We start from the raw sequence: 19933 nt of genomic DNA on the forward strand, positions 1-19933 counted from the left end.
TGGGAGCGTGGGGTTATGAACGCAGTCGGGATAGATATTTCCAAAGGGAAAAGCATGGTGTCGGTTCTTCGTCCCTTTGGGGAGCTGGTGGCAAAGCCCTATGAGGTACGCCACACCTCCAGTGAACTCAGCGAGCTGACAAAGCGGCTGAAAAGTCTGGAGGGCGAGACGCGGGTGGTTCTGGAACACACGGGGCGGTACTATGAACCGGTGGCCCAGATGCTGCATGACGCCGGAGTTTTTGTCAGTGCGGTCAATCCGCTGCTCATCAAGGAATACGGGAATAACTCGCTCCGTAAGGTCAAGACGGACAAAGCGGATGCGCTCAAGATTGCCCGGTATGGCCTTGACAACTGGGCCGAATTGCGCCAACATACTCCTATGGATACGATTCGCTACCAACTGAAAAGCATGAACCGGCAATATGGTCTGTACACCAAGAACAAGACGGCGCTGAAGAACAATCTCATTGCCCTGCTTGACCAGACCTACCCCGGAGTCAACGCCCTCTTTGAAAGCCCCGTTCGTGCGGATGGCAGCCAGAAGTGGGTGGATTTCGCCGCGTCCTTCTGGCACGTGGACTGCGTAAGGGGTATAGGACAGATCTCCTTCGTGGAGCGTTACCGCAAGTGGTGCAAGCGGCACGGATACAATTTCAGTACCGCCAAAGCTGCCCAGATTCACGCGGAAGCGAAAGAACTGATTGCCATGCTGCCGAAAAATCCGCTGTCCAAAGTGATGGTGCAGGAAGCAATTACACAACTGGGTACCGTTTCCAAAACCGTGGAGGTGTTCCGCGCGGAGATGAACCGGCTCGCACAGGAGCTTCCTGAATACGAAGTGGTTATGGGGTTGTATGGTGCCGGAAAATCTCTCGGGCCGCAGCTTATGGCGGAGATTGGCGATGTTCGCCGCTTTGCACACAAGGGCTCCTTGACGGCCTTTGCAGGGGTTGACCCGGGCGCAAACCAGTCCGGAAGCTACGAGGCGAAAAGCACGCGTTCGTCAAAGCGGGGCTCTCCGGAACTGCGAAAGACGCTCTTTATCCTCATGACAATCCTGCTGCAAAAAGCGCCCCCAGACGACCCTGTGTTTCAGTTTTTGAACAAAAAACGAGCCGAGGGTAAGCCCTATCATGTCTACATGACCGCTGGCTGTAACAAATTCCTGCGTATTTACTACGGCAGGGTAAAGGAATACATGAATACTCTGGACAAGCCTGTGGATATGGATTCCACTGGGCTATCTCGCTAAACTCGTTCCGCATAGCTTTGGTCGGCGCTACTGGCGGCGGCCTATTAGTGTTCCACCTTTTCGCGTTGCTGTTTTTCTTCATTTTCCTATTGACTTCTTATTTGCAGGCTTTACAGTGAAAATCTGCAAAAGCAGGTTTTTATAGTTTTTTGCGCCGGATTTTCCGCGGGCTATGCTGGTTTGACAGCCTAAATGCTGAAAACGCAAGAGCAAGCCCCGGTTCCGGGGCGGTATGTGCTGCCTCTTTAAAGCGATAAGGGTGTATATGAAAATTCGGCACAATTTCTTCTGCTCCACCGCAGAAGCGGACAAGTTTAGACAAGCTTTTTTCAAAAATGCGAAAAGGCGGCAAATACCGGCCAAATACCGGTTAAAATCCCGCCAAAGGGCTGCTTTGGGCTGTGTTTTGGAGCCTTCCTACAGTATATGCTGTCTCATAAAAAATGATGCACAACCTTTTTGGAAAAATATGCTGTCGAAAGATTCTTATTTTTTTAGTGAAAAAAGCCATTGACAAAAGCGGCCGGGCATACTAAAATAAGCATTAGACTAAAAACACAAGATATTGTGTTTTCCCCAAATATTAATACTGTATATGTGCTAAGTGAGGAGAGACGATATGGTGAAGACAGCGATAAAATCCATAGTAAAGCGGGATGGCAGAACCGTTTTTTTTGATCAGGGCAAGATAGCGGATGCTATTTTTAAGGCCGCCAATTCTCTGGGCGGCACCGATAAAGAGACTGCGAAGAACCTTGCCGCAGAGGTGGAGGAATATGTAGCCGAAACTCTGGGCGAAACCACCCCCACTGTGGAGATGATTCAGGATGCGGTGGAAAAGGTTTTGATTGAAAGCGGCCACGCCCGCACGGCAAAAGAGTTTATTCTTTATCGGGCTGAGCGGACCCGTGTGCGGGAAATGAACACCCGCCTCATGAAAGTATATGAGGATTTGACCTTTAAGGATGCATCTGAAAACGACATTAAGCGTGAAAACGCCAACATAGACGGCAACACCGCCATGGGCACTATGCTGAAATACGGCTCTGAGGGCGCCAAGCAGTTCTATGAGATGTTCATTCTGGACCCTCAGCATTCCAAGGCCCACATTGAGGGCGATATTCATATTCATGATATGGATTTTTTGACCCTGACCACCACCTGCTGCCAGATCGACATTGATAAGCTCTTTGAGGGCGGTTTTTCCACCGGCCACGGTTATATCCGTGAGCCCAACGATATTCAGAGCTATGCAGCCCTTGCTTGTATTGCCATTCAGTCCAACCAGAATGACCAGCACGGCGGGCAGAGCATCCCCAACTTTGATTATGCCATGTCCAAGGGGGTCAAGAAGACCTATCGCCGCCTGTACATCAAGAATCTGGAGAAGGCGCTGGAGCTTCTGGCCGATTTTTCCGGGGACTGTGCCGCTAAATCCGTGGAGATTGTCACCTCTGTGGAAAAGACTGCTGGCTGCTCGCCCATTATGGCCGATAACAACGGCTACCGGGAAGCGGAGCTTGAACTTCTTTGCCAGTTGACCAGTCAGGAAATCGCTGAAAAAATCCAAAGCTTTACCTATCGGTATAGCTGCCGGGAAATCCGCCGCAACACCTATCAGGCCATGGAGGCACTGGTGCATAACCTGAACACCATGCATTCCCGTGCTGGTGCGCAGATTCCCTTTAGCTCCATCAACTATGGCACCGATACCTCCCCGGAGGGCCGCCTTGTGATCGAAAGCATTCTGGGCGCTACCGAATCCGGGCTTGGCAACGGCGAGACTGCCATTTTCCCCATTCACATCTTCAAGGTCAAGGAAGGCATCAACTACAACCCTGAGGACCCCAACTACGAGTTGTTTAAAATGGCCTGCAAGGTTTCTGCCAAGCGGCTGTTCCCCAATTTCTCGTTCTTGGATGCCCCCTTTAACCTCCAGTATTACAAGCCCGGCAACCCCGCAACCGAATGTGCCTATATGGGCTGCCGCACCCGGGTTATTGCCAACAGCTACGATCCCTCCCGTCAGATTGTGGATGGCCGGGGAAACCTGAGCTTTACCTCCATCAATCTGCCCCGTATTGCCATCAAGGCCAACGGCAACATTGACTTTTTCTTTGAGGAGCTGGAGCGCAAGCTGGTTTTGGTTTCCCAGCAGCTGATGGATCGTTATAAAATCATCGCCCAGAAAACCGTGCGCAACTTCCCCTTCCTTATGGGGCAGGGTGTGTGGATGGATTCCGACAAGCTTTCTCCCGATGATACAGTGGGTGAGGTTCTTAAGCACGGCACCTTGACCGTGGGCTTTATCGGTCTTGCCGAATGCCTCAAGGCACTCATTGGCAAGCACCACGGCGAATCCCAGGAGGCTCAGAATCTGGGTATCGATATTGTGGGCTTCATGCGCAAGAGCTGCGACCGTTTCACCAAAGAAACCGGCATGAACTATTCCCTGATTGCTACCCCTGCCGAGGGCCTTTCCGGACGTTTTGTGGGCATCGACCGCCGCAAATTCGGTTCTATCCCCGGTGTAACCGAGAGGGAATACTACACCAACTCTTTCCATGTGCCGGTGTATTTTGATATCACTGCCTACGATAAGATTCGTCTGGAGGCGCCTTACCATGCGCTGACCAATGGCGGACACATCACCTATGTGGAGCTGGATGGCGATCCCACCCAGAATTTGGATGCCTTTGAAAGTGTTGTACGGTTTATGAAGGAAACTGGTATCGGGTATGGTTCCATTAACCATCCCATTGACCGTGACCCGGAATGCGGCTACAACGGCATCATCAACGACCAGTGCCCCGGCTGCGGACGCACAGAGAGCGATGGCGGCCAGCCGATCCAGCGTATTCGCCGGATCACCGGCTATCTGGTAGGCACTTTGGAACGCTTCAACAATGCAAAGCGTTCTGAGGAACATGATCGGGTTAAGCATTCTCTCGATGGTGAAGTGGAGCGGATTTAGTTGGAAAGCATACGACTTTATGGTGTGGTTCAGCAGTCTATTGTGGATGGGCCGGGCCTGCGGTTCACGGTCTTTACCCAAGGCTGCCCCCACCGCTGCCCCGGCTGCCACAACCCGGAGAGCCATGACCCGGAAGGCGGCTATGACTGCCCCATTGACCGGATTCTGGAGCACATCGATAAAAACCCACTCTTGGCAGGGGTGACTCTTAGCGGAGGGGAGCCCTTTGCCCAGCCGCGGGAATGCCTGCTTATTGCCCGGGCTGTCAAAGAGCGGGGGCTGGGTCTGATGGCGTATACCGGTTATACCTATGAGCAGCTGTTGGAGATGAGCAAGGCCCAGCCGGAAATCGGCCAACTGTTGGAACTGCTGGATTATCTGGTGGATGGCCCCTTCCTGTTGGAGCAGCGCTCTTTGAGCCTGCCTTTTCGGGGCAGTGGGAACCAGCGCATTCTGGATATGAACCGCATCCGGGAGGCCGGCATTGTGGAGCATACCGAGCTGTAAATTGCAGAAAACGAAAAGCGTCTGCCTGACTGGGCGGGCGCTTTTTCTTTGGGTAAGCAGGCTTGCCCCTTGACATTTCCCCGGCAATGGACTATTATGAAATCACAAACTGAATATCGTGAGCAGGGGAGCCCCTCGGGGGCTGAGATATGGATGTTCCATGACCCTATAACCTGATCTGGGTAATGCCAGCGTAGGAAGCATCAACAGCGCACTGAGAAGCTTTCTTCATGGTGCGTTTATTTTTTATTTTTATAGCAAGAAAGGTGTTGTTTTAAATGGAAAAAAACAGAACAAGGATTCTGGCCGAGTGTGGCATTATGGCGGCCATGGCCACACTGCTCAGCTACATTCCCATATTTGAAATGCCTCAGGGCGGCTCCATTACCCTGTGCAGCATGGTGCCGTTGGTGGTGGTTTCCTTCCGCCGTGGAGTCAAGTGGGGTTTGCTCACCGGCACTGTTAACGGGTTTATCCAAATGGTGCTGGGCTTTAAAAATGTTCTTTACGCCACCACCATTCCCGCCATAATCGGGTGTATCCTGCTGGATTATATACTGGCTTATACCGTGATTGGTGCCAGCTGCGTTTTTGGAAAAGGCATTTCCAACTTTTCTGTTCGGGTGGCTGTGGGTGTGGTGACCACCGGCCTTTTGCGGTATCTTTGCAGCTTCCTTTCCGGCATTCTGATCTGGGGCGGCTATGCGCCGGAGGGGACACCGGTCTGGATTTATTCCATGACCTACAACGCCAGCTATATGGTGCCCGAGATTATTCTGACTGCGGTTGCTTCTGTGCTGCTGCTCAGCATGCTGAAAAAAAGAGATCCTTCTTCCATTACGGGTTAAGGTCTTTGGGCTATCCCCCAACAAAAAAGAGCTCTCTTTCGCCTAAAAACGAAGGAGAGCTCTTTTGCATTAAGGTGATTTGCAGGCCTACCTGAAACGGCCGCCCGCTTTTTTGTGCAGCAGGAGCAGCAGACCCCCAGCCAGCAGGAGCAAGCCACCGCCAATCAGCAGCCCGATTTCCAGCGGACTGCCTGTGCCGGGGTTATCCACGGAAGGAAAGTCGATTTCATCGCCGGGATAGGTGACTTGAGGATAATTCGGATTCCCGCGGCTTATGCTGGAACCGCCGCTGGGCCGGTTGGTGCCGGGCGTGGGATCGGGGCGCTCCGAAGGCTGGGGGGGCCGTGGCGGAATGATAGTTTCAGGCTCTTTGCCCCATTTGGCGTAAAGATCCAGATTGGCACAGGGCATGGTGCGGGTGCTGAAATTCCACTTGGAACTTTCACGGAAATCTGGGTTTTGATACCAGCCAAGCAAGGGCGGATCACCTTCGACAATGGCGGGCTGGGGAACCCGATCCCCGGCGTTGACCTCAATCTCGGTGGGGTTGGGGTCATCCACACCCCGGTAAAAGCGCACCAGATATGGGTAATTGTTGGAAAAAACAATATCCAGATTGTTGTAGCCGTATTGCAGGCCCCTTGTGAAGCGGTTGGTGAGAATGTGGGTTTTGTGCAGGGCCATATCCCGAGCCGAAAGACCCATATAAGGGCCTCTTGCCCGGTTGCCGGAAAAATAACCACTGGGCCGCACCACCAACAGATTCCGGTTAATCCAGATGCCCCCGCCGTGATCGGCGCTGTTGTCGCTGATTCCTGCATCCAAGGTTACGGTGAGAGGGGATTCACTGTAGATGCCGCCGCCAGCGCTTTGAAAGAAAAGGGAGCCCTTGGCTTGATTGCCGTTAAAGGAGGTTCCGGACAGGGAGAGATCAGCGGCGAACCCCTCGGCGAAGGTTCCCAGAAACAGGCCGCCGCCTTGGGCACTGCTGCGCCCTGCCACGCTGTTTTTCTCCACAGTGGAATTGGTCAGGCTCAGAGAACTGGCGGAAATACCGCCGCCTTTTCCGTTGGCCTGAACCGATCCGGCCGTGTTGCCGGAGATTTTGCTGCCTTCAATCACAAGGGAGCCGGTCATATTCATCTTGGGGGCCTGCCAGCGGGCATAGATGCCACCGCCCTCAAGGCCGGCTGTATTGCCTGAAATCTCGCTGCTCTGTATGGTGGCCTGAACCAGCGGGCGCAGGCCTTGTGCAGCATCTGCATCCGAGATACGGCCCAGTGAGAGACCGCCGCCATAAGCGGAGGCACGGTTGCCGGTGATGGTTACACTGTCGTAGGTGTGGCTTTGCGGCGTTTGGGCGGTGCTTCCCGGGCTGTAGCTGCCGGTGGTATCCACATGGATGCCTGCACCCTCATAAGCCGTATTGCCGGAGATCTCACAGCCGGTGAGGCTGAGCTGTGTCTGCCCAAAGCCTTCGGTCAGCTGGCCTGAGGCGAGAATGCCGCCGCCCTTGTTGGTCTCGGCCACACGCCCGGTGCTTTCCACCGCCTGATTACCGGAAATTTTCACATTGGTCATAACCGTCCGGGTGCCCGGCCCCAATCCAAGGGCGCCGCCCCGCCTGCCACGATTTTTTTTTAGCTCACCGCCGGTCATGATAAAATCGCACTGGGAAACAGCAAGAGGGCTGCTGTAGGTGCTGTCGGCGGTGCGATTGCAGTTTTGGAGCACCGCTCCGCCGAGGGTTAGAGCGGTGGGGGAGGTGGTTCGCTCCTGTGGGGCGCCCCGGTAATAAACGCCGCCGGCCGCTCCGGTGCCATCCAGCACCACCTTGTTAAAAATCAGAGTGACTGTCAGGGAATCCATATACAGGTGCCGGTAAAGCGCCTGCTCCTGCCCGTTTTGGCTGATCGGCGGCGCATAGAGCAGCACAGGGTTGCCCGAAGCGGAAGCAAAGGTCAGCTTCCATGATTTCCCCCGGGTGTAGCCCCTTTCCACGCTGATGTGCAGCTCCCGCTCCAAGGCAATGAAATCCTTGGTGAGCACAATTACAGCCTCAATGTAAGTGGCGGCGGAGGCATTGAGCTTATCCAGAATGGCTTGGATTTCTTCGCCGCTGGCCGCATAATGGGTTGCGGCCTGAGCGGGCTGAGGCTCGGCATCCACAAAAAAGAGGGATTCCCCCTTGGGCAGCGGGAGCGGCAGCACGGCCTGTGGGCTGGCGGCCAGAGAAAGATTACCCAGAGAGAAAAAGGCGGCGAGAAGCCCGCAAACAAGCCTGAAAATAGGGGTATACTTTACCATCGGGGATTTCATAAAAGCCGTTTTCCTTTCTATAGCAGAAATGAAGGTGGGATGTATATAAGGTAGCTTTCCCCAATAATGGCAAATTATATAATGTCCACTGAACAAATGCGCTTTGCGAAGCGCATTTGCAAACAGAGCAAAAATTGCTCTGTTTGACGGCAAAACAGGCCTGTTTTGCCGTTTTAGAACCATTGATTGACTGCCTGAAAGGATTTGCGGACACACGCCGCAAATCCTTTGTGCAAGGTTTTTGGCCGAATTCGGCAAAAACCTTGCACCTAAACAATCCAAAAGCGCCGTCAAAGTATTGCTGTTGTTACGTTTTTGAATTGTTTAGCAGGCATTATATAAACGCAATATGCAAAAAAGTAGCAAAAAAAGGAGCACCCATAGGAGGGTGCTCTGAGAATGAGGTTGTGGTTTTAGGGTGCAGGCAAAGGCTCTGGGTTAGGCCCAGCCCCGCAGCTTCACGGCATTGGCCACTCGCTTGATGGCGATGGTATAGGCCGCATCACGCATATAGAGGTTTTGCTCCTGCGCCAGTGCGTAAACCGCTTCAAAAGCACGGATCATGCTGAGTTCCAGCTTTTCCAGCACTTCTTCTTGGCTCCAGAAATAGTTGCTGTTGCACTGAACCTGCTCAAAATAGCTGCAAGTTACCCCGCCTGCATTGGTGAGGAAATCGGGCAGCAGCAGGATGCCCCGCTCCTGAATGAGAGGATCACAGTCAGAGGTGACAGGGCCATTGGCGGCCTCACAGATCAGCTTGACCTTCTCGGAGATATGAGGGAACACAGCGGGGGTAATCTGGTTTTCCAAGGCGGCGGGGATGAGAATATCCACATCCTGTTCAAGCCATGCCTTGCCGGGGAGGCGCTCATAGCCCAAGGCTTCTGCCTTGGCTTTATCGATGCCGCCGAAGGTGTTTTTTATTGCGGCAAGCTGCTCAATGTCACAGCCGCCTTTTTTGCGGTAAGTATAGGCTTTGGAATCCTCCTGATCCCAGCAGGAAACCGCCGCGACCGTTCCGCCTAAGTGGGTATACATCCGGGCTGTATATTCTGCCACATTGCCGAAGCCCTGAAGGCTGGCGGAGGTTTGTTTCAGCTCGATCTTATTCTTGCGCAGCATGGCGGCCAAAACATACACCACGCCATAGCCGGTGGCTTGTGTTCTCCCCAAAGAACCACCCATACCCACAGGCTTTCCGGTAATCATACCGGGGAAGCGCCCCCCGGAAAGAACCTCGTATTCATCCAGCATCCAAAGCATATGCTGCCCGTTGGACATGACATCCGGGGCGGGCACATCAATGTTGGGGCCCATAAGGCTGTAAAGCCCTCGAACATAGCCACGGCAAAGCCTCTCCTGCTCACCGGGAGAAAGCTGTTGAGGGTCACAGACAATGCCGCCCTTGGCCCCGCCCAAAGGGATATCCACAACGGCACATTTCCATGTCATCCACATAGAAAGAGCCCGGACAGTATCGGCTGTTTCGTGGGGGTGAAAGCGAATGCCGCCTTTCCCCGGGCCACGGGCATCGTTGTGGCGGATGCGATAGGCCTTAAACACCCGGGTGGTGCCATCATCCATTTTAACCGGGATGGTGAAATGCATTTCCCGCATGGGCTCCCGCAAAAGAGCCTTTGTGCCTGCATCCAGACCCAGTTTTTCCGCCACATGGTCAAATTGTGCTTGAGCGTTATGAAAGGGATTGTATCCTGCTGCCATAAAGAAACCTCCTGCATACAACTGTGTTATTCCATTAGTATAGATACTAAACTAACCGTTGTCAAATTTTGCTGCCTCCAATAAAATATTGTTTTGTTTCTTGGGCAGAAATTCTCTTTTTGCTTTTCTTGAAGCCTCCTTTTGATGAAAAAACGGGACTATTGGTTGAATTCATGAATAAAACCCTGTACTATTAATTTGATTATTCATCGCGCTGTTTTGCAATACAAGAAGAGGCGTTTCTTTTATGCAATCAAGCTAGATTGAATGGTTATGTTTTGTATGGTTTTCATCCTGTTTTCAGGTCTATAGGATTTGGGAGGAAAAAACAAAACAAAGGATTGCATCAAAGTGATGTTTTGGGCCAGTGCTCTTGCCCGATTGTTTCATGGGCGGCTCTATCCCTTTCATACTCGTTTTGGCATAAAAAAATCGGCCCTGAGGGCCGAACGAAGGAGAGCACAAACATGGCTCCAAGAATTTTAATTGATGCGGATGGCTGCCCGGTGGTGGAAGAGGCCATTGGCGCCGCTGGGCGGGCCGGGGTGGAATGCCTGATTCTCTGTGATACCTCCCATGTGTTTGAGCGCCCGGGAGCCACAACCATTACAGTCTCCAAGGGGGCGGACAGTGTGGATTTTGCACTGGTGAATATGCTCAATCCCGGGGATATTGTGGTTACACAGGATTATGGCCTTGCCGCCATGTGTCTGGCCAGAAGGGCGGTTCCCATCAGTCAGGACGGCATGGTCTACAGTGAGGAAAACATCCAGAGCCTTCTGCTGGCTCGGCACACCGCCCGAAAAATCCGTATGGCGGGCGGCAGGCTGCGGGGAAGTGCCAAGCGCCGCCCCGAGCAGGATGCGGCCTTTTTAAAGGAACTGGAAGCGCTTCTTGGGCGCAGTGCTCAGTAGCGGGGCATCCGGTAGCGCAGGGTGCGCCGGCCGATTCCCTTGCTTTTGCGGTAGATCAGCCCCACAAAATAGCCGATCAGGCAGGTGATAACCTGCAGCCCCAGAACATAGGCTTCGTGGGGGATGCTGTAGCGCAGAAAAAGCTGTATGGCAATATCCATTGGCTGAAAGCTCAGCAGCCCCACAATTAGGCGAACCGTATTGCCCCATTGGCTGTGGTAGCTGGCGGAATACATGGCAATCAACCCCAAAGCAACGATGCCGGTGTAAACCAACAAAAAGGAAAGGGTGGATCGGGGATAGTAGGCGGAAGCCATTCCCGAATTAACCGCCCAGCCGAATAGAAAGAAAAAGGCGAAAAACCACTGGAGAATAACCGAAAACATGGAATCATTCTGAAAGGTGAGCGCTAAAATGGCCCCCGGCAGCCAGAAAATCATATAACGAACGAGATATTTACCCAAAGGGAAGGCCTCCTCATACTAAGAATTGCTGTTTATACCCCCTATGGGGGGCATCCAATGCCCCCCATAGGCCCCCCGGATTGCGCCGCTGCGGCGCAAAAGGCGGGATTCCTGCGTCGAAATCAATTCGACGCAGGAAGAATTACGAATCAAAACCACAACGTCTTCAAGCTGAAGGCTGTTATGTCTACAGTCTGGAACACCCCTCAGAATGAGGGCATTTTAATGCTGTGTTAATTTCCAGCGGGATCAATTGCCTGTCCCACATAGTCAAAAAGCTTTTCGGCCAGATCGGCGAACCCCTGCGCCTGAGCGGGTTCCAGTTCAATGGAGATATCCGCCGGGTAACGGGCTTCAATGTAAAAACGGTTCAAGGTAATGCAGCTGCCCAGCCAATCCCGCAGGCCGGCATCCCATCCGGCGGCTTTTTTGCAAAGCCAGACCAGATTGTGGCCATCCACCAGCGAGCGGCTTTTAAACAGGATATAAGCCTTGAGGGATTTTTCCACCGCCTGCTGCGCATGAAAGGCCGCCCCGTTGAGGCAATCCTCTTTTTGAGCCAGCAGCCGGGCACAGAGCACATCCTCATAGGCACGCTCCATCCAGTCGTCATAATCCCGGCTATCCGATTGCCGCATTCCCCGCCTACTCATAAAGCACCTTACCCGAATCCTGAATCTGGGTGGCGAAGGAGGTTGGCTGCTGGGTCAGCATTTCCCATTCCTCAGAGGTATAAAGCAGAATATCATAGGGAATTTCACAATCCACCTGTGTGTAGATTTCCTCCAGCGTTTTATCAGCATCGGGGGTATCCACCACCACGCATAGCTTGAAGCTGTAGGTATTTTCGTGAGAATCCAGCCTTTGATTATAGAGAATGATCTTCTGGGGATGCTGCATGCGGATAATTTCACCGCATACATAATCAATGCAGTCGGATTGGCGATACAGGCTCATGGAATAAACTCCCTTACCTCGTTGATTCTTGGGCAGGTTAGCAGTATAATGGGGCTTGTGATTTCTTGTTTTCTGTAAATGAAACAAGGCTTGTTTTATTGAATAGTATACCATAAAGCGCAGGTTATAATGACGATTTGCGATTATTATGCCATAAAAGCGAAGCGTTATGGTATAATTGCCCATGGCCGTAGGCCGGGCATTAAAGATGGGACATATAATAAGCGCTTTGCGGTTATTATGCCATAAAAGCGAAGCGTTATGGTATAATTGCCCGTGGCCGTAGGCCGGGCATAAAGATGGGACGTATAATAAGCGCTTTGCGGTTATTATATCATGAACGCAGTGAATGGTATAATTGGCCATCGCCGTAAGGCGGGCCATAAGAATGGGACGTATAATAAGCGCTTTGCGGTTATTATATCATGAACGCAGTGAATGGTATAATTGGCCATCGCCGTAAGGCGGGCCATAAGAATGGGACGTATAATAAGAGCTTTGCGTTTATTATACCATGTTTTTTGGTAAATAATAGGAGCGATTCGTAACTTTTCATAAAACACAAGTAAAAAGGGGCGCTTTTGCTGAAACCAAGCAGGAAAAGCAGCCGGAAAAGACACTCTATAAAGTAAACCATACTTGATAATACGAATCTTCCATGGCAGATTTGTATGGCCAACAAGGAGGCGATTTGTTTTGCACAGCAATCAAGCTCAGCTCTCAGAGCTGGATCGGCAGATAAAGAGGCTTTTAAATCAGCGCATCGCTCTTTCGGCCGCAGGAGGCAGCGGCGCTATTCCCGAGATTTTGCAGGAAGCGGCAGAGGAACAGGATGCCAGCACCCGGCTGATTTTTTCAGGCTTGCAGGAAATTGCCCAATGCCAGCGGATGCTGGCGGATTCCTCACTGGAAATTTTGGAACAGCACCCCATCGTTCCCTTGGAGCGCTTTCCCAAAAGGGAGAGGGTAGCCTGTCAAGGTGTGCCGGGGGCCTATTCCCACGCTGCCTGTGAACAGCTTTTTGAGGAGCCGGACATTGTGTTTTTGCAGCAATTCCGGGATGTATTTGAGGCAGTTTCGAAGGGGGAGGTTCCCTTTGGCCTTGTTCCTCTGGAAAACTCCAGCGCTGGGCAGGTGGAGCAGGTTTTCAATCTGGTTACACAATATAAGCTGTATATATGCAAGGCGTATAATTTGAAGGTGGAGCACTGTCTGGCGGTATCGCCGGGAGTTTCGCCCGAAAGCATTCAAACCGTGTATTCTCACCCGCAAGGGCTGGCCCAGTGCCGCCGGTATCTGGAAAAGCTGGGCGTTCCCGCCGAGAGCGACATCAATACAGCGGCGGCCGCCCAAAGGGTATCGCTCAGCCCACACCCCATTGCTTGTATCTGCTCTAAGCGAGCTGCTCAATTATACGGATTGGATATTGTTGCGGAGAATATACAGGATTCCGAGGAGAATTACACCCGCTTTATCACCATTGCTCGGAAAAACTGGATTCTCCCCGGGGCAGATACCATTTCTATCACCCTTTCTTTCCCCAATAAGGCGGGGGCGCTGGCACAGCTTCTGACCCGGTTTGCCCTGTGTGACTTGGATCTTTCCCGCATACAGTCTATGCCCTTGGGCACCCGGGATTTCAGTGTCATTTTTTACCTTGATTTTAAGGGAAAAATTGGGGATACTAAAGTAGCGGCTCTGCTCAGTGATATGGCAGGGCGGTTTGATCATTTTCAGTATTTGGGGAACTACTCCGGGTAAAAACAATTATATATTATACAATTAGTGGATGACAAAAGGCCATATGGCCAACAATGACGTCGAAAGGAGATTGGGGATGCCACAGCAGACAAAAAGCAGGAAGTGGGAAGCTTTCGGGCTGACCTTGGCAATTGCCTTTGTATTTTTTCTTCCCTTTATCATAATCGGGAAGGGGTATTTTATTTACTACGGGGATTTTAACGTTCAGCAGATTCCCTTTTACCGGCTGGCGCACGAGGCTGTGCGCAGCGGCAGCATTTTTTGGAACTGGAACACCGATTTAGGGGTCAACTTTATCGGCTCCTACAGCTTTTATCTGCTGTTCAGCCCCTTTTTCTGGCTGACACTGCCGTTCCCCACAGCCTTTTTGCCCTATCTCATGGCGCCGCTGCTGATGCTCAAAACCGCTTGTGCCGCACTTACCTCCTATCTTTATCTGGAGCGTTTTGTGCGGGATCGGAAGTTCGCAGTGCTGGGCGCCATGCTCTATGCCCTTTCCGGCTGGATGAGCTTTAATATCTTTTTCAACCATTTCCACGAGGTGGCGGTGTTCTTTCCGCTGATGCTTTTGGGGCTGGAAAAACTGGTTACCGAAAACAAACGGGGGCTGTTTGCCATTTCGGTGGCAATCTGCGCCATGGTGAACTACTGGTTCTTCATCGGCGAGGTTGTTTTTGTGATTTTGTATGTGATTTTCCGCAGCCGCTCTGTGGATTGGAAAATGAACCTGAAAACTTTTTCGTGGATTGCGGCGGAATCGGTTTTGGGGGTGGGGCTGGCGATGATGGTGCTGCTGCCCTCGGTTCTGGCTCTGATGGGCAACCCCCGCACCGGTGCCGATTCCCTGCTCACCGGGTGGAATTTCTGGCTTTATTCCCATGGGCAAAGACTGCCGGCGATTTTATCCAGCCTGCTGTTTCCGGCCGATATGCCGGCACGGCCCAACTTTTTCCCCGATCATGGGGCAAAGTGGTCCTCCCTTTCCGCATGGCTGCCGCTGGTATCTGTAAGCGGTGTGGCCGCCTTTTTTATGCAGAGCAAGAAAAACTGGCTCAAAAGCATTCTGACCTGCTGCCTTATTCTGGCGTTGGTTCCCGGACTGAACAGCCTGTTTATCCTGTTTAACCACTCTTATTATGCCCGCTGGTTTTATATGCCCATTCTGCTTATGTGTGTGGCCACCGCTGTGGCGCTGGAGCGGGCGGAGGAGGATAACCGCCTTTATGAGAAATCGGTGCGGGGGGTCTGGCTGGCCACCTTTGTGGTTACCTTCATTATTGGGCTGACCCCTAAATTTATGGAGATGGATGACCCTGACCATGTGCAGTCTTCCTTTGGGAAGCTGATCGGCCTGCCGGGAAATCAGGATATTTCCTTCGGTCTTATGGGAGACGCAGAGCTTTTCTGGGGCTGGGTTATGGTTGCCATGGCTGGGCTGATTCTTACCCTGATCATTATCCGCCAAGCCAGCAAGCCCCACTTTGCCAAAAAGCTTGGCGCCTGCATCGGAGTAGCGGCCATTGTGGTCAACATCATTACCATTGCCAACGGCTGGATTGGCTCCAGACGCTCGGAAGAGCTGATTGAAACCCAAATTGAGGGGCGGTATGAGCTGGAGCTCCCCTCGGAGCCCTTCGCCCGCACCGATGTTTACAAAGGTTCGGACAATGCGGCTATGTTCTGGAACCTGCCCAACATACAGGCTTTCCATTCCATTGTGCCTTCTTCTTTGATGACCTTTTACCCGGAGGTGGGAGTGAAGCGGGATGTTTCCTCCAAGCCGGAAACACGCTACTATGCCCTGCGCCCTTTGCTTTCGGTTCGCTGGCTGTTTATCAAGGATACAGAAGATGATCAATCCCCTATGCCTGGTTACCAATACTACGATAACCAGCTGGGTTACAATATTTACGAAAACGAATACTGGCTCCCCATGGGCTTTGGCTACAACCAGTACATGCTCCGGGAGGATTTTGATGCGGAAACCCACGAGCATCGGGGCCAGCTTCTGCTCCGGGGGATTTTGCTGGAGGAAGAAGCCATTGACCGCAATCTGGATATCCTCACACCGCTGGATATCCGGGAGCTGACTGATTTTTCCCAGACCCGGTATGCAGAGGATGTGCTGGCCCGCCGGGAGCAAAGCGCCTATGACTTTGCCATTGACAATAAGGGCTTTACCGCCCGCTCCAATCTGAGCAGCGATACCCTCATGTTCTTCAGTGTGCCGTATGAAAAGGGCTGGAGCGCTACCGTCAACGGTGAAGCGGCTGTGGTGGAAAATGTCAGCATCGGCTTTATGGCTGTGCGGGTTCCCGCCGGGGAATCGGTGATTCGCTTTAATTTCACGCCGCCGGGCCTGGTTCTCGGTGCGGGGGTTACGCTGGTTTGCCTGATTCTGCTGGTGGTTTATATGCTGGTTTTCCGCCGTATGCGCAAAAAGGAGCCCCAGGCGGAGCCCTCGGTGGCACAGCGGCTGTTAACTGGCGAGACTGTGCGTATGGAGTGGGATCTTTACAGCGAAACCTTTGGGGATTCCGAAACCCGCCGGGAGGAGCTCCAAAAAACCCTCAACGAAGCGGATCATCACCATATGCCCCACCAATTGGATGAAGAGGAGCAATCCTTTCATTTTGAACTTAACACAGAAGTTTCCGGCGAAGCCGACCAGCAGCCGGAAGAGGGAGACAAGCAATGAACCACACTTTGTATATCGTAGTGCCCTGTTATAACGAGGAGGAGGTTCTCGATGAAACCTCCCGCCGCCTGAAGGAAAAGCTCACCGGCATGATACAGGCCGGCAGTGTTTCACGGGAAAGCCGCATTCTTTTTGTGGATGACGGCAGCCGGGATAAAACCTGGGAGCTGATTGATGCACTGCACAGGCAGGACCCGATTTTTTCCGGGGTTAAGCTGGCGGGGAACAAGGGACACCAGAATGCGCTTCTGGCCGGGCTGATGACAGCCAAGGAAAGGGCGGATGTGGTGATTTCCATGGATGCAGATTTGCAGGACGACATTGACGCTGTAGACCGCTTTGTGGAGAAATACTACGAGGGCTGCGATATTGTTTACGGTGTGCGCAGTGAGCGCACCACCGATACTGCCTTTAAGCGGGGCACTGCACAGGGCTTTTACAAGATGATGGATGCTCTTGGGGTTAAAATTGTATACAACCATGCGGATTACCGCCTCATGAGCCGCCGGGCACTGGAAGGGCTCAGCGAGTTCCGGGAGGTGAACCTTTTTCTGCGGGGTATTGTGCCGCTGATTGGCTATAAAACCGCTACTGTGGAATATGCCCGTGGTGAGCGCTTTGCGGGGGAATCTAAATATCCTCTTAAAAAGATGCTGGCTTTTGCTATGGATGGAGTTACCTCTTTCAGCGTGAAGCCCATTGCATTTATTACCGGTGTGGGGGTTGTTCTGGCCGCTACCGGCGGGCTGTTCGGCCTTTATTCCCTGATTGCCAAGCTGGCGGGGTGGTGGTATCATCCCAGCTGGATACTGATCTTTTTGGTGTGGTTTATTGGCGGCCTTCAGCTTACGGCTTTGGGTGTTGTGGGCGAATACATCGGGAAGATTTATAAAGAGGTCAAGGCCCGCCCCCGGTATATTATTGAAACGGTGCTGGATCAGGAAAAGCAGGCATAAGACAAACGCCTCAGGCTGGATTTTTACAATCCGCCTGAGGCGTTTCTGCTTGTGTTTATGAAAGAACAAAAAGACTTAGACGAATCTTTTATTCATTGGTGTTATCGAACAAACGGCAGACATGACTATTCGTAATTCTTCCTGTGTCGAATTGACACAATCCGTAGGGAATATGGGGGGCATTGGATGCACCTTCATTGGATTTGCTCAATAAAATGGGTAATACCCGCCTCCATGGGGGCGGCTGTTTCCGTAGGGGCTGTGCCCATGGCAATCACAATGGCCTGCTCCTTTGCGGAGGGAATGGCGTAGGCCAGCAGGGAAGTGGTGGCTTCAAGGTTGTTATCTTCAGCCGGCTCCATGGTGACACGGATCTCATACACCGTTTTGCCGCCGACTTCTACAAAAGCTCCGGGAGGTGTTTCCTGCGGGATCATAGAGCCGATATATTGGCGAAGAACGGCATTGATTTCATCGGTGGCTTCGTTGCTTTGGCTGCCGAAGCTTTTGAGCTTTTCTGCCTCAGCCGACAAAACCAGTGCGACTATGCCGGTACGCTGGTTGTCGGGGTAAAAATAGGAGACAAAGCCGGGCATCTCCTGCTTGTTAAAGCCTTCAATTTCAGGATAGGGGAAGGTTTCGGAAATATCAGCCTCGGAAGAACCCTCCTGTGACGGAAGAGAAGTCTCAACGGCTGGTGGAAGGCTTTCTTCCAGCGAGGATTCCGCTTCCGAAGAAGAAGCAGCTTGGTTACTGGTGCTGCACGCTGCCAGAGAAAAGACAAGCAGCAGAGAGAGAACAAGGGTAATCCAGTTTTTCATAGGTTCCTCCACAATAGGTAAAATTAAAATGTGCTTGAGATATTACGCCCTGCGCATAAAGCGGTATAATATCTGCTTTGCAGTTATTATACCATAAAAGCGAAGCGTTATGGTATAATTGTGCATTTAGGGCGGAAGCGAACGAAGTGAGCGAATCGCCCTGCGCATAAGGCGGACACCATTCGAAAAAGGAAGCTGACAAAGAAAAGGCTGTAAAAAAGATAGGCACCACACTTTATGTGCGGCCCTATCTTTTTTAAATCAGGCATAGTGCAGGCCGATTATTAAGCCTTTGTTGTGGGATCCAGATCAAAGTAAAGGAAGAACACGTTGCCTTCTACATCGTCCTCGTAGTATTCCAGATAGCTGACGCTGTATTCGGTTTTTTCAGTGGCAACAGGAACCTCAAAAACGCAGAGGGCTTCCAAGGTCTCGCCCTTTTTCATCACATACTCATCTTCCATCTGGCTTTCATGGAAGTTTGCTATAGGCAAAGAGAAGTCACCTTCATCATTCCACTGAATCTGGAACTCGTTGGCCCACATGGGAATTTCATCCCCAAAGGTGTTTTTGATCTTGACTTTGGCCACCACAAAGGTTGTGCCCTCAGAGGGGGATTGGCCCTCAAAGGTATCGGCATAATAAGCATCGGTGACCTCATAGGAAAAGAAAGCAGTGCTTAGGGTATCGCCCATACGGCCATCCACATAGCCGCCTACTTCACGGCCATCGTCGGTGGTGGAAGCGCCTGTAGCACCGCTGCTGCTGGCAGAGCTGGGGCTTAGGGCTTCATCCAGTGCAGAAGAAAGATTGCTGCAGCCTGACAGCACAAGGCTCAGGCACAAAAGAGTGGTTGCGAGAAAAAGCGATCGTTTCATTGTTTAATCTCCTATTATATGTACTCGTGCAAAATCCCGGCATAAGGGAAATATGCCGGGGCTTACTTTTTCATAATAGCATAAAATGAGAAAAATATCAACACAATATGACAGAGCTTTTCATGCTAATATGATATGACTATTCCCAGCAATTTTGCCAGTTCACAGGCCTGCATGGGAGAAACCTTTAGCCCTCTCAGCTCCTTTTCTGTAAAAAGTGACCCGGCGATATCGCTGTTGGAAACATCAACACCTGCAAGGGGTGTATGTTGAAAACTGACACGGCTCAGATTGCAGGAATCAAAGCCCAGAGCCTTGCCGGAAAGCTCATCCAGCCGAGCATCTGTCAGGGTGCAGGCTTCGAACCACAGTCCCTTGGCTCTTGCCTTGGTAAAGGTGGCATATTCCGCCACGCAATCGGTGAAAATAGTCTGATGAAAGGCGGCTGCAAAAAGCAGGGTTCCGGTCAGCTTGCAGCCCTCAAAAACCACCTTGTTGAACACGCAGTCGGTAAATTTGGCGCCGGAAAGGTCACAATTTTTAAACAGGACTTGGTCAAAGGAGCTTCTTTGAAAGGAAGAGCCGGTGAGACGGCAATTTTCAAGCAGGCATTCCTTCCAATCCAGCCCTGCTAATGCAAGCTGGGGCTGGGAGAGCCGACTTAACTGGGTGTTCCATACATCTCCATCCTCCAAGGCATTTTTAAGAAAGGAATCAAAGCTCTCAGGCTCAACGGAAATGGGCTGGAAAGAAGTGAAATCGGGAAGGGCCGGTTTGAGCATAGCAATACACTCCTTGTTAAGAAAAACAGGCGATGCCCTCCAGATAACCGGAAGGAATCGCCTTTTCCGCACTTAGGC

The 19933-nt window shown here is 51.9% G+C and carries 16 protein-coding genes and 1 riboswitch; of the genes, 8 read left to right on the plus strand and 8 right to left on the minus strand.

The features are described 5' to 3' along the window. Positions 1-15 precede the first annotated feature (15 nt). The 4 genes from U6B65_10880 to thiT all read left to right on the plus strand — a co-directional run bounded on the left by U6B65_10880 (position 16) and on the right by thiT (position 5583). Positions 16-1254 (plus strand): IS110 family transposase, encoded by a 1239-nt coding sequence (locus tag U6B65_10880; GenBank protein ID WRS26829.1) that lies wholly within the window; start codon positions 16-18, stop codon positions 1252-1254. Positions 1255-1873: 619 nt separating this feature from the next. Beyond that, positions 1874-4228, plus strand: a complete 2355-nt coding sequence (locus U6B65_10885) for an anaerobic ribonucleoside triphosphate reductase (GenBank protein ID WRS26830.1) — start codon at positions 1874-1876, stop codon at positions 4226-4228. After that, entirely contained in the window at positions 4229-4735 is a 507-nt protein-coding gene (locus U6B65_10890) for a 4Fe-4S single cluster domain-containing protein (protein WRS26831.1), read from the plus strand. 114 nt (positions 4736-4849) lie between these two features. After that, a riboswitch (TPP riboswitch) is annotated at positions 4850-4952 on the plus strand. 61 nt (positions 4953-5013) lie between these two features. Continuing rightward, positions 5014-5583 carry an energy-coupled thiamine transporter ThiT gene (gene thiT, locus U6B65_10895; protein ID WRS26832.1) on the plus strand — a complete coding sequence of 190 codons (570 nt, stop codon included), beginning with the start codon at positions 5014-5016 and terminating at the stop codon, positions 5581-5583. Between the two features lie 87 nt (positions 5584-5670). On the opposite strand, the gene U6B65_10900 is transcribed toward thiT, so the two are convergent. Then, positions 5671-7902, minus strand: coding sequence for an InlB B-repeat-containing protein (locus U6B65_10900; protein WRS26833.1), 2232 nt, complete (start codon positions 7900-7902; stop codon positions 5671-5673). Positions 7903-8340: 438 nt separating this feature from the next. After that, positions 8341-9624, minus strand: a complete 1284-nt coding sequence (locus U6B65_10905; GenBank protein ID WRS26834.1) for a Glu/Leu/Phe/Val dehydrogenase — start codon at positions 9622-9624, stop codon at positions 8341-8343. A gap of 467 nt (positions 9625-10091) precedes the next feature. On the opposite strand from U6B65_10905, the gene U6B65_10910 reads away from it, so the two are divergent. Then, on the plus strand, positions 10092-10538 hold the full coding sequence (locus U6B65_10910; GenBank protein ID WRS26835.1) for a DUF188 domain-containing protein: 447 nt from the start codon (positions 10092-10094) through the stop codon (positions 10536-10538). On the opposite strand, the gene U6B65_10915 is transcribed toward U6B65_10910, so the two are convergent. The 3 genes from U6B65_10915 to U6B65_10925 form a co-directional block, all read right to left on the minus strand. Beyond that, on the minus strand, positions 10532-11002 hold the full coding sequence (locus U6B65_10915) for a hypothetical protein (protein WRS26836.1): 471 nt from the start codon (positions 11000-11002) through the stop codon (positions 10532-10534). The genes U6B65_10910 and U6B65_10915 overlap by 7 nt on opposite strands. 233 nt (positions 11003-11235) lie before the next feature. Further along, positions 11236-11640 carry a HEPN domain-containing protein gene (locus tag U6B65_10920; protein ID WRS26837.1) on the minus strand — a complete coding sequence of 135 codons (405 nt, stop codon included), beginning with the start codon at positions 11638-11640 and terminating at the stop codon, positions 11236-11238. Positions 11641-11647: 7 nt separating this feature from the next. After that, on the minus strand, positions 11648-11959 hold the full coding sequence (locus U6B65_10925) for a hypothetical protein (GenBank protein ID WRS26838.1): 312 nt from the start codon (positions 11957-11959) through the stop codon (positions 11648-11650). A 696-nt stretch (positions 11960-12655) separates the two neighbouring features. On the opposite strand from U6B65_10925, the gene U6B65_10930 reads away from it, so the two are divergent. The 3 genes from U6B65_10930 (at position 12656) to U6B65_10940 (ending at position 17374) form a co-directional block, all read left to right on the plus strand. Continuing rightward, positions 12656-13720: a prephenate dehydratase domain-containing protein gene (locus U6B65_10930; GenBank protein WRS26839.1), complete on the plus strand. Its 1065-nt coding sequence runs from the start codon at positions 12656-12658 to the stop codon at positions 13718-13720. 76 nt (positions 13721-13796) lie between these two features. Then, positions 13797-16418, plus strand: coding sequence for a YfhO family protein (locus tag U6B65_10935; GenBank protein ID WRS26840.1), 2622 nt, complete (start codon positions 13797-13799; stop codon positions 16416-16418). Next, the gene (locus U6B65_10940; protein ID WRS26841.1) at positions 16415-17374 is read left to right on the plus strand and encodes a glycosyltransferase family 2 protein; all 960 of its coding nucleotides are present in this window, start codon (positions 16415-16417) and stop codon (positions 17372-17374) included. Before U6B65_10935 ends, U6B65_10940 begins: the two co-directional genes overlap by 4 nt. Before the next feature lie 194 nt (positions 17375-17568). Here the strand turns inward: U6B65_10940 and U6B65_10945 are convergent, their stop codons facing one another. The 3 genes from U6B65_10945 to U6B65_10955 form a co-directional block, all read right to left on the minus strand. Then, entirely contained in the window at positions 17569-18195 is a 627-nt protein-coding gene (locus U6B65_10945) for a hypothetical protein (protein ID WRS26842.1), read from the minus strand. Positions 18196-18479: 284 nt separating this feature from the next. Next, complete coding sequence (locus U6B65_10950) at positions 18480-19073, minus strand: DUF4352 domain-containing protein (protein ID WRS26843.1); 594 nt, start codon at positions 19071-19073, stop codon at positions 18480-18482. Between the two features lie 125 nt (positions 19074-19198). Beyond that, a complete protein-coding gene (locus U6B65_10955) occupies positions 19199-19855 on the minus strand; it encodes a pentapeptide repeat-containing protein (protein WRS26844.1) in 657 nt (218 codons plus the stop codon). Positions 19856-19933: the final 78 nt, after the last annotated feature.

It is taken from the genome of Oscillospiraceae bacterium MB08-C2-2 (assembly GCA_035621215.1).
Taxonomy (GTDB): Bacteria; Bacillota; Clostridia; order Oscillospirales; family Ruminococcaceae; genus WRAV01.

Excerpts from the sequence above, each read along its gene's own strand:
- U6B65_10880 (WRS26829.1), top strand. The coding sequence starts at position 16 with ATGAACGCAGTCGGGATAGATATTTCCAAAGGGAAAAGCATGGTGTCG.
- U6B65_10885 (WRS26830.1), top strand. The coding sequence starts at position 1,874 with ATGGTGAAGACAGCGATAAAATCCATAGTAAAGCGGGATGGCAGAACC.
- thiT (WRS26832.1), top strand. The coding sequence starts at position 5,014 with ATGGAAAAAAACAGAACAAGGATTCTGGCCGAGTGTGGCATTATGGCG.
- U6B65_10900 (WRS26833.1), bottom strand. The coding sequence starts at position 7,902 with ATGAAATCCCCGATGGTAAAGTATACCCCTATTTTCAGGCTTGTTTGC.
- U6B65_10905 (WRS26834.1), bottom strand. The coding sequence starts at position 9,624 with ATGGCAGCAGGATACAATCCCTTTCATAACGCTCAAGCACAATTTGAC.
- U6B65_10910 (WRS26835.1), top strand. The coding sequence starts at position 10,092 with ATGGCTCCAAGAATTTTAATTGATGCGGATGGCTGCCCGGTGGTGGAA.
- U6B65_10920 (WRS26837.1), bottom strand. The coding sequence starts at position 11,640 with ATGCGGCAATCGGATAGCCGGGATTATGACGACTGGATGGAGCGTGCC.
- U6B65_10925 (WRS26838.1), bottom strand. The coding sequence starts at position 11,959 with ATGAGCCTGTATCGCCAATCCGACTGCATTGATTATGTATGCGGTGAA.
- U6B65_10935 (WRS26840.1), top strand. The coding sequence starts at position 13,797 with ATGCCACAGCAGACAAAAAGCAGGAAGTGGGAAGCTTTCGGGCTGACC.
- U6B65_10940 (WRS26841.1), top strand. The coding sequence starts at position 16,415 with ATGAACCACACTTTGTATATCGTAGTGCCCTGTTATAACGAGGAGGAG.
- U6B65_10945 (WRS26842.1), bottom strand. The coding sequence starts at position 18,195 with ATGAAAAACTGGATTACCCTTGTTCTCTCTCTGCTGCTTGTCTTTTCT.
- U6B65_10950 (WRS26843.1), bottom strand. The coding sequence starts at position 19,073 with ATGAAACGATCGCTTTTTCTCGCAACCACTCTTTTGTGCCTGAGCCTT.
- U6B65_10955 (WRS26844.1), bottom strand. The coding sequence starts at position 19,855 with ATGCTCAAACCGGCCCTTCCCGATTTCACTTCTTTCCAGCCCATTTCC.